The following is a 12,055-nucleotide window of genomic DNA, read 5'->3' as shown; positions in this document are numbered from 1 at the left end:
GCGGGCGAGGTGGCCGTACCGCCGGCCCCGCCCGTGGCCGCACCGCCCGTGGCAGCGCCGCCGGTGGCCGCGCCGCCCGCCGTGGTCGGGGCGGCACCGGCGCCGGCGTCGGCATCGGCGTTGTCGGGGCCGCAGGCGGCGAGCGAGAGGGCGGTGGCGGCCGCCAGGGCGGCGACGGTGAGCTTCATGCTGTTCGAACGCATCAGTGCGCTAACTCCCGGGCACGCGCCCGCGAAACCGTTGAACGGCCTGCCCGTGCGGTGCTGCCCTATCCAAGAGGGGTTGGAGACATGGGTACAGCGGGCAAGAAGCCGTCCCCCGATCTGGCTTTCGGTCAGGGACCATACCAGCCGCCCGGCTTGGCGGCCGCCCTGTGTCAGGGCCGTGACCAGGCCGGGTCCAGCCGGTGAAATGGCCTGCGGGCCGCGTGCGCCGATCGCGTAGATTGCGGGGGTAACGGCCGGCCCGGGCCGCCGTACCCGCACCACACCGGAAGGGCGTACAGCGAAGATGAGCGAGGACTCACTGCGGGAGGAGGTGCTGACCGCCCGGCGGATCGTCGTCAAGGTCGGCTCCTCCTCACTCACCACGGCGGCCGGCGGCCTGGACGCCGACCGGGTCGACGCCCTGGTCGACGCGATCGCCAAGGTCCGCAGCCGCCCGGACGCCCCCGAGGTGGTCCTGGTCTCCTCCGGCGCCATCGCGGCCGGCCTCGCCCCGCTCGGGCTGGAGAAGCGGCCCAAGGACCTCGCCCGCCAGCAGGCCGCCGCCAGCGTCGGCCAGGGCCTGCTGGTCGCCCGGTACACCGCCTCGTTCGCCCGGTACGGCATCCGGGTCGGCCAGGTCCTGCTGACCGCCGAGGACGCCAGCCGCCGCGCCCACTACCGCAACGCCTACCGGACGCTGGACCAGCTGCTGGCCATGGGCGCGATGCCGGTCGTCAACGAGAACGACACCGTCGCCACCGCCGAAATCAAGTTCGGTGACAACGACCGGCTGGCCGCGCTCGTCGCCCACCTCGTCCGGGCCGACCTGCTCGTCCTGCTCTCCGACGTGGACGGCCTCTACAACGGCGACCCGAGCCGCCCGGACACCCGCCGGATCGCCGAGGTGACCGGCCCGCACGACCTGGACGGCATCGAGATCGGCAGCGCGGGCAAGGCCGGCGTCGGCACCGGCGGCATGGTCACCAAGGTCGAGGCGGCCCGGATCGCCACCGGCGCGGGCATCCCGGTGGTCCTCACCGCCGCCAGCCAGGCCGCCGACGCGCTGGCCGGCCGGCCCACCGGCACGCTGTTCCTGCGCACCGGCAGCCGCACCTCCGACCGGATGCTCTGGCTGGCCCACGCGAGCAGCCCGCGCGGCGCCCTGCACCTGGACGAGGGCGCCGTCGCGGCGGTCGTCTCCGGGGGCGCGTCGCTGCTGCCGGCCGGGGTCACCAAGGTCGACGGCGAGTTCGCCGCGGGTGATCCGGTGGACCTTCTTGGCGAAAACGGCCACATCGTGGCGCGCGGACTGGTCAACTTTGATGCGAGGGAGTTGCCCCGCCTGCTCGGCCGGTCCACCCGAGACCTGGCCCAGGAGTTCGGCGCCGCGTACGAGCGGGAGGTCGTCCACCGCGACGACCTGGTCGTCCTGCGCGGCTGACCGGCCCGCACCCGCGGCACGGGCGGCTCCGCAGGGAGTGCACGCCCGGCCGCGGGCGAGGAGGGGCGCAGCCGTACGCGTCGGGCCGGGGCCGGCGGGTACGACGACACGACATCGCCGAACAGGAGGCCGCCGGTGGAACGCAGGCGCGAGGCAGCGCTGAACGGAGGAACGGCGGGCCGGCGGCTGACCAGCATCGACGGCGGACGCGAGGGCGACGACCCCGCCGAGCCGGCCGGTCCGCCGCAGCACGGGCCCGGCGCGGTACGCGGCATCCGGCCGGACCGGCGGGGACAGGGCGAGCCGCCCACGGTGCCCGAACAGGCGCGGCTCTGGCACGTGGTGCTGAGCGTCTCCGGGCCGGTCACGCCGCTGTCCGAGCTACGGGCCGGGCTGGAGCGGCTGGCGCACGACCACTCGTTCTTCCTGACCGCCCGCTACGCGGCCGACCACGCGGAGATCCGCTACTGGGAACAGGCCCGCGACCTGCACGACGCGGCCGCGATCGCGCTGCGGCTGTGGGGCGAGCACAAGGCGACCGCGAAGCTGCCGCCGTGGGAGATCGTCGGCCTGGAGGTGGTCGACCGGGCGACGTACCACAAGCGGGTCGCCGAGGGCTTCGGCGACCCGCCACCGCACCTGGGGGGCGTGCACCCGTACTAGCGTCCACCCGTTTTGGGCGTGCACCCCGCGCGAGCGGCCGCGGCTCGCCTCCGGGGCGCTCCGGTCCGGTGCCCCGCTCCCCGGCCGGGGTCGTCTCACCGGGCGAAATACCGGCTCGGCGGGCCCGGCGCAGTCGCTACCCTTGGCGCATGACCAGCGACCTCGCCACCGCCGACAGCCCCGTCCTCGCCGTAGCGCGCCGTGCCCGGGAGGCCGCCGCCGCGCTCGCCCCGCTGCCGCGCCGGGCGAAGGACGCCGCGCTGCTGGCGATCGCGGACGCCCTGGTGGCCCGCAGCGCCGAGATCACCGCCGCCAACGCCGAGGACGTCGCGCGCGCCCGCGAGGCCGGCACCGCCGAGTCGGTGATCGACCGGCTGACGCTGAACGACGAGCGGATCGCCGCCATCGCCTCGGACGTCCGCGACGTCGCCGGACTGCCCGACCCGGTCGGCGAGGTGGTCCGCGGCTACACGCTGCCCAACGGCCTGGACGTCCGCCAGGTGCGGGTCCCGCTCGGCGTCGTCGGCATCATCTACGAGGCCCGCCCGAACGTCACCGTGGACGCCGCCGGGCTCTGCCTGAAGTCCGGCAACGCGGTGCTGCTGCGCGGCTCGGCCTCCGCCTACCGCTCCAACACCGCGCTGGTCGCCGTGCTGCGCGACGCCGTCGCCGCGGCCGGGCTGCCCGCGGACGCGATCCAGCTGGTCCCCGGGGAGAGCCGGGACTCCGTCCAGGAACTGATGCGCGCCCGCGGCCTGGTCGACGTGCTGATCCCGCGCGGCGGCGCCTCGCTGATCCGCACCGTGGTCGAGGGCTCGACCGTCCCGGTGATCGAGACCGGCACCGGCAACTGCCACGTCTACGTGGACGCGCAGGCCGACCTCGCGATGGCCGTCGGCATCCTGCTGAACTCCAAGGCCCAGCGGGTCAGCGTCTGCAACTCCGCCGAGACCCTGCTGGTCCACCAGGACGTCGCCGAGGCCTTCCTGCCGCTCGCGCTCGCCGCGCTGGCCGAGGCCGGCGTGACGGTGCACGGCGACGACGCGGTGCTCAAGGCGGCCGAGGGCTCGCCCGCCACCGTCGTCCCGGCGGTCGAGGAGGACTGGGAGACCGAGTACCTCTCCTACGACCTGGCCGCCGCCGTGGTGCCCTCCCTGGACGCCGCCGTCGCGCACATCCGCCGCTGGTCCTCCGGCCACACCGAGGCGATCGTCACCACCTCGCAGGCCGCCGCCCGCCGCTTCACGCAGCTGGTCGACGCCACCACCGTGGCCGTCAACGCCTCGACCCGGTTCACCGACGGCGGTGAGTTCGGCTTCGGCGCCGAGATCGGCATCTCGACCCAGAAGCTGCACGCCCGCGGCCCGATGGGCCTGCCCGAGCTGACCAGCACCAAGTACATCGTCACTGGTGACGGGCACGTCCGGGGCGAGGCGGAGCAGACCGTGGGCGGCGCGGCCGACGCCCGCTGAGCTCCCGCGCGGCGGTCCGCGTCACACGGGTGACGGACCAACTGCGATGAGCCACAGACAAAACGCCCGCCCGGTAATACGCTGAATCCCGTGGCTGAGGATGTGGGGGGCTTGCCGTACCCCGACGGCGCCGACCACGGTGGTGCGGACGACGAGTTCGCCACCGTGGTCTTCGATGAGGCCTTCGTCCGCTCCGCCGCCGTGCACGAGCCGACGGCCAAGGAGCGGCAGCTCGCCGCCGCCGAGGCCCGGTTCGAGCCGGACACGACGGTGGCGGGCTGGGGCTATGACGTCCCGGTCGGTGACGGGCTCCCGCTGGAGCTGCGCCCGTACCCGAGCGGGCTCGACGACGACCACCTGTACCCCGATCCGTGGTCGGGCCCCGGCCGGGCGGCCGGGCGCCGGACCCGCCGGTGGGGCCGGCCGGGCGGCTACGACCCGGTGCGGGCGCGGCGCGGGCGCTACGTGGCCCAGCAGCGCTGGCACCGGCCGGTGGCCTGGGTGCTCGCCGTGATCATGGGCGTGAGCCTGGTCGCGGTGGCGGTCGCGGCGGTCTACCAGGGCGTGGGCGCCGGCGGCGGTACGCCCCGGCGGCCCGAGTCCGGGAGCAGCAGCGCGGGGGTCGACCCGGTGCCCACGCCGGCCGAGCCCTCGCTCGTGGTCACCGCGCCGGCAGGCTGATCCGCCGCGCCGAGGGGCGCGGGGTCCCGGGGGTGGTGCGCCCCGGGCGGGCGGTCACCGGGCGTCCCCGGGAATGTGCGCGCGCACCCTCGTGGCGGGGTGCGGGTGCGCCTTACCCTGGTGTCATGGGTGACCCGCGAGAGCCTCCGGAGGGTACGCCCGACGGTGGTTCCGGAAACGAGGACGAGTACCGGTCCGTCGTCTTCGACGAATCGTTCGTGCGGGCTGCCCGGATCCAGGAGCTGTCCGCCCGGGAGCGGCTGGCGGGCTCCTTCGGCCGGGCCACCCGCCCGCGCGTGCGGCTCGGCCCGCTGGGCACCGTGCCGCGGCAGGCGCTGGCGCTGCTGCTGCTGATCCTGGTGGCCTTCGCGGCCGCCGTGTACTTCGGCATCAGCTCGCCGAACCGGCAGGCGGTCCGGCCCGAGGGCAGTCAACTGACCGTCAGTCTGGTGGCGTTGAGCCCGGCTTCGGCGGTCCGGCCGGTCGCCGACCCGGCCAGTCCGTTCGCCGCGCTGCCCCCCGGCTACGGCGACGGCGCGCTCGGCCTCGGCACCCCCGCGGGGGCGGCCACCGGGCACTTCAGCAAGGTCGAGGTGACCAAGGCGCTGGACACCGTCCAGCGGTACCTGGTGGCCTCCTCGCTGGCGCCGGCGGCCCTGGTCCAGGGCTCGACCGCCGAGGTGCGGGCGTTCGTCACGCCCGGCGAGCAGGCCCAGTTCGACAGCAGCGTGGCCCAGCCCGTCGACGACCGGCACCACGCGCTGACCGGGTGGGTGGTCCGCTTCGACCCGGCGCAGGTCGCGCTGGCGGCGGACAGCGTGAAGGTGGCCGGCGCGATGCGGATCGACGAGGCGGACAGCAGCACGCTGCAGATCACCACCGACCACACCTTCGTCTACGCGCTGAAGCCGGCCGGGGCGCCGAGCGGTGCCCCGGTGACGCTGGAGACCGTGCGGCGGCAGCTGACCTTCCAGTTCGACCGGATCGACCTGGCGTCCGCCCAACTGCGGCTGGTGGACTCGGTGCTGCAGGCCGGGCCGGTGCCGTGCACCGGATCGCTGGCCGCCTTCGTCCAGCCGGTGCTGGCGGGGCCGGACGGCACGCAGGTGACCGCCCCGACCGGGATCGATCCAGGCAACCACGCCAAGCCGGCCTGGCAGGTCTGCGGGGTGCTGGCGGGCTGAGCCCGTCCGCCGGCCGGCCGGACCCGACACGGCGACGGCCCCCGGCCGTCCCGGGAGGGAGGCGGGGGCCGTCGTACGGGCGGACCGGCCGGCCGTCGCGGGCCGGGGTCAGTCCTCGTCGCGCTGGTCGCGCGGCGCCTGGCCGTTGCCGCGGGCGGCGCCGGCGAAGGTGTCGCGCAGCTTGCCGCCGACCGTGGCCGCACCGCCGGCGACGTCGCGGATCAGGCCCATCAGCGGGTCCTTGCTCTCCTTCACCGAGGTCGTGTAGTGGTCGGCGGCGGCCTTCCACTGGTCGCTGACCGAGGTGTCGGCGTCGTCGGTGCGGCGCGGGTAGGCGCCGGCCAGGATCGAGCGGTACTCGTCGCTCTCCGCCCACTTCTTGAGCTTGGCGACCCGCACCACCGCGAAGGGGTGGCTCTGCGGCAGCACCTGGAGCAGCTTGAGCACGCCGTCGCGCAGGTCCCCGGCCTTCTCGTACTCCTCGGCCTGCTCCAGGAAGGCGTCGACGTTCATCTCGGCCAGGTTGTGGCCGCCGGCCAGCTTCATCAGGGCCCGCATGGACGCCTGGACGTCCTGCCCGGCGAGCAGGCCGGCCCGGTCGCTGGAGAGCTCGGCCTTGCGGAACCACTCCTTGAGCGCGGTGACGATCGCCATGATCGCGAGGTTGCCGAGCGGCAGCCAGGCGATCCGGACCGCGATGTTGGTGAGGATCAGCAGCATCGTCCGGTAGACCGCGTGGCCGGACATGGCGTGGCCCACCTCGTGGCCGATGACCGAGCGCAGTTCCTCCTCGTCGAGCAGTTCGACCAGGCCGCTGGTGATGACGATGACCGGCGTGTCGATGCCGATGCAGTACGCGTTGACCGTCGGGTCCTGGCTGACGTAGAGGTCCGGGACCTTCTCCAGGTCCAGCACGTACGCGGCGTCGCGCACCATGTCGTGCAGCTCGGGGAACTGCCGTTCCGAGGTCTTCACGGCGGTGGCCAGGAACATCAGCCGGATCGAGCGCTCCGAGACCAGACCGGCGAGCTTCTTCAGCACGTCGTCGAAGCCGGTCAGCTTGCGCAGGGCCACGAGGGCGGAGCGGTCCGCCGGGTGCTCCCAGGCCCGGGTGGAGATCTCCGGGAAGCGCTGGCGGCGCCGGCTCGGGCTCTTCGCGGTGGTGTCGGTCATGGTGTGAGTACCCCTCCTGGTCGACGGCGGCCCCGGCCGTTGGCCGGCCCCCGCTGGTCTTCGCCTGCAACGACTGTCTGTGCAACGTCCGTGGTTGCGTACTCGTCCCCGGCCCGTCACCCCACGCGGCCCCCGCACGGCACGGACGGGGCCGCGGGGGGCGGTGGGCGGCGCGGGTGTGAGGGCGGTTTACCCTGAATGCCCTGGAGAGCCGAGACCAGACCTGGCCGCGGTACCGAGCAGTCCGAGGAGCCCGCAGATGTCCACCGACGCCCTTGTCAGCCTGGCCGGCCCGATCTCCACGGAGAACGGCCCGGGGCTCTTCCTGCGGATCATCGTGGTGGCCTCGTTCGTCGGCGTGGGCCTGCTGGCGTGGATCCTGCTGCGGGCCGGCCGCAACAACTGAGCCCCCTGCCGGCCGCCCCCACGGCGTCCGTGAGCACCTCCTCCCCGGGGCCCGGCTCACGCCGGATCAGACGCGGTGGGCCGCCGAGCGGTTGCCGGGTGACCCCCCGTACGATGGCGGGTGGGCCCTCACCCGGCCCGTACACCCCCTGGTCCGTCATCCGAGCCGAGAAGGTCCTGCCGACCATGAGCACTGCCGCCGCACTTCCCGTCCTGAACCTGCTCGCCTCCGAGGGCGAGGGGGGCAACCACGACAGCCTCAACCCGTACCTGACGGGTGGCGCCGCGCTGTTCATCCTGCTGCTGATGCTCTACGTGACCACCCGCTTCAACCGGGACCGCTGAGCCGAGCCGCGAGCCGCTCGGGGAGCGTCCGGCAGGTGTGCCGGCCGCTCCCTCACGCATGCCCGGGGCGGCCCGGGGCGGGGCGGCGCACGGGGCGGCAGGGTGGCCGCACCTGGCCGAGGGGTCTGCGCACCGGGCCTTCGGGAGGTCGGCACCCGGGCGTTCCCGCACCGTAACGGGCGTCGCGTAAGGTGTTCCGGCATGGGAGAGCAGACCGGGAATCCCGGCGGACCGGAACCGGTCAAGCGACGCCTCGGTGTCATGGGCGGCACCTTCGACCCGATCCACCACGGGCACCTGGTCGCCGCCAGTGAGGTGGCGAGCGCGTTCCACCTGGACGAGGTGATCTTCGTACCGACCGGGCAGCCGTGGCAGAAGACGGACCGCCACGTCACCCCGGCCGAGGACCGCTACCTGATGACGGTCATCGCCACGGCGGAGAACCCGCAGTTCTCGGTCAGCCGGATCGACATCGACCGCGAGGGCCCGACCTACACCGTCGACACCCTGCGCGACCTGCACGCGCTGCACCCGGACGCCGACCTCTTCTTCATCACCGGCGCCGACGCGCTCGCCCAGATCCTCTCCTGGCGGGACTCCGAGGAGCTTTTCTCGCTCGCCCACTTCATCGGCTGCACCCGGCCGGGGCACACTCTTTCGGACGCCGGGCTTCCGGTGGGCGGGGTCTCCCTGGTGGAGGTCCCCGCGCTGGCCATCTCCTCCACGGACTGCCGCAACCGGGTCGCCAAGGGCGAGCCGGTCTGGTACCTCGTCCCGGACGGCGTGGTCCGCTACATCGACAAGCGGGCGCTCTACGCGCCGCACCGGACCTGAGCCCGGAGGGGTGCGAGTGAGCGATCGTCGGGGACAACAGCCGGACGACTGGTCCACCGGGCAGTACCAGCAGTACCAGCAGCACCAGCAGCCGTACCGGCCGTACGAGCAGCAGACCGGGCAGGCGCAGCCGCAGCCGCAGGCCCAGTCGCAGTCGCAGTCGTACGAGCCCTACGAGCAGTACGACCAGTACGGGCAGCCGGTGCAGGCGTACGGGCAGGACCAGTACGGCGGCTACCAGGACCAGTACCAGCAGCAGCCCTACCAGCCGTACGGGCAGCAGACCCACCAGTCGCCGCGGTCGCAGCCGTACGGGCAGTCGCAGTCGTACGAGCCCTACGAGCAGTACGACCAGTACGGGCAGCCCGTCCAGCAGGCCTACCAGCAGCCGTACCAGCAGGGCGGCTACGACCCGTACCAGCAGCAGTACGCCACCGCGCCGCAGCCGGTGGTCACCGAGCCGGAGCCCGAGCCGCCCGCGCCGGCGCCGGCCCCCGTGCCGCCGCGCCCGCGCCCGGCCCGGCCGGCCGCCGCCGAGCCGCCCGCCCGGCCCGAGCCGCCGTCCGAGCAGGTCGGCGGGAGCCGCGCGGCCAGGGCCGCCGCCGCCAAGACGCCCAAGGACGCCTACGCCACCGGCGAGTTCACCTTCGTCGACGAGGAGGCGGAGGAGTCCGAGGACGTCATCGACTGGCTGAAGTTCGCCGAGTCCCGCAGCGAGGTGCGCGCCGAGCGCCGCCGCAAGCTGCGCAACCGGCTGATCGGCGCCGCCGTGGTCCTCGCCCTCGCGGGGGCCGGCACCGGCGGCTACCTGTGGTTCACCGGTGGCGACAAGCAGAGCGCGGCCGCCGCCGCGGGCCCGCGCCAGGTCAACGTGGTGCACCTGCGCGACCTGCAGGGCAAGGTCTCCAGCGCGCTGCTGGTCAACGACAGCGCCGGCCACAAGGGCACCGTCCTGCTGCTGCCCGACACCCTGCGGCTGCCCGGCCCCGGCGACCCGCCGGTCACCACCGTCGGCCAGGCCATGGACGCCATCGGCCCCTCCGCCACCCGGGACGGCCTGGCCACGGTGCTCGGCGCCCCGGTGGCCGGCACCTGGCGGCTGGACACCCCGTACCTGGAACTGCTGGTCTCCCAGCTCGGCGGCGTCCGGGTCGACACCAACGCCGAGACCCACGACGGCGGCAAGCCGGACGGCAAACTGCTCGCCGCCGCCGGCAAGAACACCCTGCTCAGCGGCAAGGCCGCGGTCGGGTACGCGACCCTGCAGGCGCCCGGTGAGAACCGGGACGCCCAGCTGGCCCGGTTCGGCCAGGTGATGGACGCGGTCATGCGCACCATGCCGACCGAATTCAAGGATGCCAAGGACGACGTCCACCGGATGAACGCCGTGCTCGACCCGTCGCTGCCGGAGGACGCGCTGGCCGGGGTGCTGGTGCAGCTCGCCCAGCAGGCCAAGGACGGCCACCTCGGCACCACCGCGCTGACCGTCAAGCCGGACGGCTCGCTCGACGAGGCCACCGCCGGCAAGCAGGTCAAGGACGTGCTGGGCGGCACGGTGAAGTCCGCCGCCTCCGGCGACGCCCCGGCCCGGGTCTCCGTCCAGGACGCCACCGGCAACGACCAGGCGGCCGCCGCCGCCCAGGTCCAGGTGATCAACGCGGGCCTCACCTTCATCCCCGGCGGCGCCAAGACCGCGCCGCAGGCCGCCAGTGAGATCCGCTACACCGACGACGCCCGGCAGGCCGCGGCGAAGTCGCTGGCGGTCAGCCTCAACCTGCCGGAGACGGCGGTGAAGAAGGTCACCGACGCGCAGAACGCCGACCTGGTGGTCGTCCTCGGCAAGGACTACCAGCCGCCGAAGGCCCAGTAGCGCGGCGCCCGCGGCAGCGGTTCGCGACGCGGGCCGAAGGTCGCCGACGGCCGCCGGCGGCCCCGGTCGCAGCGGCCCGCGGCGGTCGGGTGCGGGGCGGTCCGCCGTGGGGTGGTCCCGGAAAACGGTTCCGGGGCCGCCCGGGCGGCGTGAGATCCTGGAAGGCGATGCCCGGCCGCACGCCGGGCTCGCCCCCAAGCCGCCGAGCCGGAAGAACACCGTGACCGCCACCGAGCACAGCCAGGAACTCATCACCGTCGCCGCCCAGGCGGCGGCCGACAAGCTGGCGCACAACATCATCGCGTTCGACGTCAGCGAGGTGCTGTCGATCACCGACGCCTTCCTGATCGCCTCCGCGAACAACGACCGCCAGGTCAAGTCGATCGCCGAGGAGATCGAGGACCAGCTCCGCGAGCAGCTGGACATCAAGCCGGTGCGCCGCGAGGGCGAGCGCGAGGGCCGCTGGATCCTGCTCGACTACCTGGACATCGTGGTGCACGTCCAGCACTCCGAGGAGCGCTCCTTCTACTCGTTGGACCGCCTCTGGAAGGACTGCCCCGAGCTGCCGCTGCCGGCCGACGCGCTCGCCTCGCGCAACCGCCCCGACGCGCACACCGACGAGCAGGGCAACGCCGTCGCCCCGGCCGAGGCCGCCCCGGCGGACAACTTCGGCGCCGAGGACTACAGCTGAGCCGGGACGCGCGGGGCCCGCGCATCGTCTTCTGGCGGCACGGCCAGACCTCCTGGAACCTCGAATCGCGCTTCCAGGGCACCACGGACATCGAGCTGACCGGCCAGGGCGTCCTGCAGGCCCAGCGGGCGGCCCGGCTGCTCTCCGGCCTGCGGCCCGACCTGCTGATCTCCTCGGACCTCCAGCGCGCCCGGCGCACCGCCGACGAGCTCGCCAAGGTCACCGGCCTGGACGTGCAGCACCACGAGGGCCTGCGGGAGACCTACGCGGGCTCCTGGCAGGGCCTGACCAACGCCGAGATCCGCGAGCGCTTCCCCGAGGAGTTCGAGGCCTGGACGCAGGGCGAGCCGGTCCGCCGCGGTGGGGGCGAGCTCTCCACCGAGGTCGCCGACCGCTCGGTGCCGGTGGTGCTCGAAGCGGTCGCGAAGCTGCCGGAGAACGGCACCCTGGTGGTGGTCAGCCACGGTGGCACCATCCGCACCATGCTCGGGCGGCTGCTCGGCCTGGAGCCGGTGCTCTGGGAGCGCTTCGGCGGCCTGTCCAACTGCTGCTGGTCCGTCCTGGGCCGGGGCCTGCACGGCTGGCGCCTGCTGGAGCACAACGCGGGCACCCTGCCGCAGCCGGTCATCGGCGACGACACCTGAGCGGTGGCCGACGGCGGCACCGTACGGAGGCACCGGGCGGCGGCACTCGACGGTGCCTCCCGGGCCGCGTCGGACGGCGGCACCCAGCGGTCCGCGGGGGCGGATTTCGCAGTTCCGGGCCTGACCAGTTAGAGTCTTCCTCGTTCGCACGGAGGGAACGCGGCCCGGAAGGGAAGCGGGAGATCCGGTGAGTGCGGGGCTGTAGCTCAGTTGGTAGAGCGCTTGCATGGCATGCAAGAGGTCCGGGGTTCAATTCCCCGTAGCTCCACTCCGCACCTGCGGTCCGCGAGGATCGTGCGTGTCGCGGGGCTGTAGCTCAGTTGGTAGAGCGCTTGCATGGCATGCAAGAGGTCCGGGGTTCAATTCCCCGTAGCTCCACAGACGGCGAGAAGGCCGCCACCCACCGGGGTGGGGCCGTGCGCGTGAGCGCTGGGGAGCGGGCGCGC

Annotated in this window: 13 protein-coding genes and 2 tRNA genes; 13 read left to right on the top strand and 2 right to left on the bottom strand. The window is 74.0% G+C overall.

Features of this window, described 5'->3' with window-relative positions; all coding sequences use genetic code 11:
- A partial coding sequence (locus ACFVHB_RS36765; RefSeq protein WP_380331273.1) for a hypothetical protein occupies positions 1 to 203 on the bottom strand: 203 nt, incomplete at its 3' end.
- Between the two features lie 307 nt (positions 204 to 510).
- On the opposite strand from ACFVHB_RS36765, the gene proB reads away from it, so the two are divergent.
- The 5 genes from proB to ACFVHB_RS36740 all read left to right on the top strand — a co-directional run bounded on the left by proB (position 511) and on the right by ACFVHB_RS36740 (position 5,647).
- The gene (proB, locus tag ACFVHB_RS36760) at positions 511 to 1,647 is read left to right on the top strand and encodes a glutamate 5-kinase (protein WP_380331270.1); all 1,137 of its coding nucleotides are present in this window, start codon (positions 511 to 513) and stop codon (positions 1,645 to 1,647) included.
- A 135-nt stretch (positions 1,648 to 1,782) separates the two neighbouring features.
- Positions 1,783 to 2,310 carry a hypothetical protein gene (locus ACFVHB_RS36755; RefSeq protein WP_380331267.1) on the top strand — a complete coding sequence of 176 codons (528 nt, stop codon included), beginning with the start codon at positions 1,783 to 1,785 and terminating at the stop codon, positions 2,308 to 2,310.
- A gap of 149 nt (positions 2,311 to 2,459) precedes the next feature.
- Positions 2,460 to 3,782, top strand: a complete 1,323-nt coding sequence (locus ACFVHB_RS36750) for a glutamate-5-semialdehyde dehydrogenase (RefSeq protein ID WP_380331264.1) — start codon at positions 2,460 to 2,462, stop codon at positions 3,780 to 3,782.
- A gap of 90 nt (positions 3,783 to 3,872) precedes the next feature.
- The gene (locus tag ACFVHB_RS36745) at positions 3,873 to 4,463 is read left to right on the top strand and encodes a hypothetical protein (protein ID WP_380331262.1); all 591 of its coding nucleotides are present in this window, start codon (positions 3,873 to 3,875) and stop codon (positions 4,461 to 4,463) included.
- 125 nt (positions 4,464 to 4,588) lie between these two features.
- Positions 4,589 to 5,647 carry a hypothetical protein gene (locus tag ACFVHB_RS36740; RefSeq protein ID WP_380331259.1) on the top strand — a complete coding sequence of 353 codons (1,059 nt, stop codon included), beginning with the start codon at positions 4,589 to 4,591 and terminating at the stop codon, positions 5,645 to 5,647.
- A gap of 108 nt (positions 5,648 to 5,755) precedes the next feature.
- Here ACFVHB_RS36740 and ACFVHB_RS36735 read toward each other — a convergent pair whose 3' ends face one another.
- A complete protein-coding gene (locus ACFVHB_RS36735) occupies positions 5,756 to 6,820 on the bottom strand; it encodes a M48 family metallopeptidase (RefSeq protein WP_380331256.1) in 1,065 nt (354 codons plus the stop codon).
- Between the two features lie 259 nt (positions 6,821 to 7,079).
- On the opposite strand from ACFVHB_RS36735, the gene ACFVHB_RS36730 reads away from it, so the two are divergent.
- The 8 genes from ACFVHB_RS36730 (at position 7,080) to ACFVHB_RS36695 (ending at position 11,987) form a co-directional block, all read left to right on the top strand.
- On the top strand, positions 7,080 to 7,226 hold the full coding sequence (locus ACFVHB_RS36730) for a hypothetical protein (protein WP_174315742.1): 147 nt from the start codon (positions 7,080 to 7,082) through the stop codon (positions 7,224 to 7,226).
- Between the two features lie 185 nt (positions 7,227 to 7,411).
- A complete protein-coding gene (locus ACFVHB_RS36725; protein ID WP_380331253.1) occupies positions 7,412 to 7,570 on the top strand; it encodes a hypothetical protein in 159 nt (52 codons plus the stop codon).
- 201 nt (positions 7,571 to 7,771) lie between these two features.
- Positions 7,772 to 8,404, top strand: coding sequence for a nicotinate-nucleotide adenylyltransferase (gene nadD / locus ACFVHB_RS36720; protein WP_380331250.1), 633 nt, complete (start codon positions 7,772 to 7,774; stop codon positions 8,402 to 8,404).
- Positions 8,405 to 8,420: 16 nt separating this feature from the next.
- The gene (locus ACFVHB_RS36715) at positions 8,421 to 10,274 is read left to right on the top strand and encodes an LCP family protein (RefSeq protein WP_380331248.1); all 1,854 of its coding nucleotides are present in this window, start codon (positions 8,421 to 8,423) and stop codon (positions 10,272 to 10,274) included.
- A 220-nt stretch (positions 10,275 to 10,494) separates the two neighbouring features.
- On the top strand, positions 10,495 to 10,965 hold the full coding sequence (gene rsfS / locus ACFVHB_RS36710) for a ribosome silencing factor (RefSeq protein ID WP_380331245.1): 471 nt from the start codon (positions 10,495 to 10,497) through the stop codon (positions 10,963 to 10,965).
- Positions 10,962 to 11,609 carry a histidine phosphatase family protein gene (locus ACFVHB_RS36705; protein WP_380331276.1) on the top strand — a complete coding sequence of 216 codons (648 nt, stop codon included), beginning with the start codon at positions 10,962 to 10,964 and terminating at the stop codon, positions 11,607 to 11,609. The genes rsfS and ACFVHB_RS36705 overlap by 4 nt, the downstream gene beginning before the upstream one ends.
- 195 nt (positions 11,610 to 11,804) lie before the next feature.
- A tRNA-Ala gene (locus ACFVHB_RS36700) sits at positions 11,805 to 11,877 on the top strand.
- A gap of 37 nt (positions 11,878 to 11,914) precedes the next feature.
- A tRNA-Ala gene (locus tag ACFVHB_RS36695) sits at positions 11,915 to 11,987 on the top strand.
- Positions 11,988 to 12,055: the final 68 nt, after the last annotated feature.

It is taken from the genome of Kitasatospora sp. NPDC127111 (genome assembly GCF_042677465.1).
Lineage (GTDB): Bacteria > Actinomycetota > Actinomycetes > Streptomycetales > Streptomycetaceae > Kitasatospora.
The sequence above is the reverse complement of the archived record's forward strand: the minus strand, read 5'-3'. Positions and strand labels throughout refer to the sequence as shown.

What these genes read in the sequence shown, in the direction of transcription:
- ACFVHB_RS36725 (WP_380331253.1), top strand. Translation starts at nt 7,412, where the DNA reads ATGAGCACTGCCGCCGCACTTCCCGTCCTGAACCTGCTCGCCTCCGAG.
- ACFVHB_RS36740 (WP_380331259.1), top strand. Translation starts at nt 4,589, where the DNA reads ATGGGTGACCCGCGAGAGCCTCCGGAGGGTACGCCCGACGGTGGTTCC.
- proB (WP_380331270.1), top strand. Translation starts at nt 511, where the DNA reads ATGAGCGAGGACTCACTGCGGGAGGAGGTGCTGACCGCCCGGCGGATC.
- nadD (WP_380331250.1), top strand. Translation starts at nt 7,772, where the DNA reads ATGGGAGAGCAGACCGGGAATCCCGGCGGACCGGAACCGGTCAAGCGA.
- ACFVHB_RS36735 (WP_380331256.1), bottom strand. Translation starts at nt 6,820, where the DNA reads ATGACCGACACCACCGCGAAGAGCCCGAGCCGGCGCCGCCAGCGCTTC.
- ACFVHB_RS36730 (WP_174315742.1), top strand. Translation starts at nt 7,080, where the DNA reads ATGTCCACCGACGCCCTTGTCAGCCTGGCCGGCCCGATCTCCACGGAG.
- ACFVHB_RS36750 (WP_380331264.1), top strand. Translation starts at nt 2,460, where the DNA reads ATGACCAGCGACCTCGCCACCGCCGACAGCCCCGTCCTCGCCGTAGCG.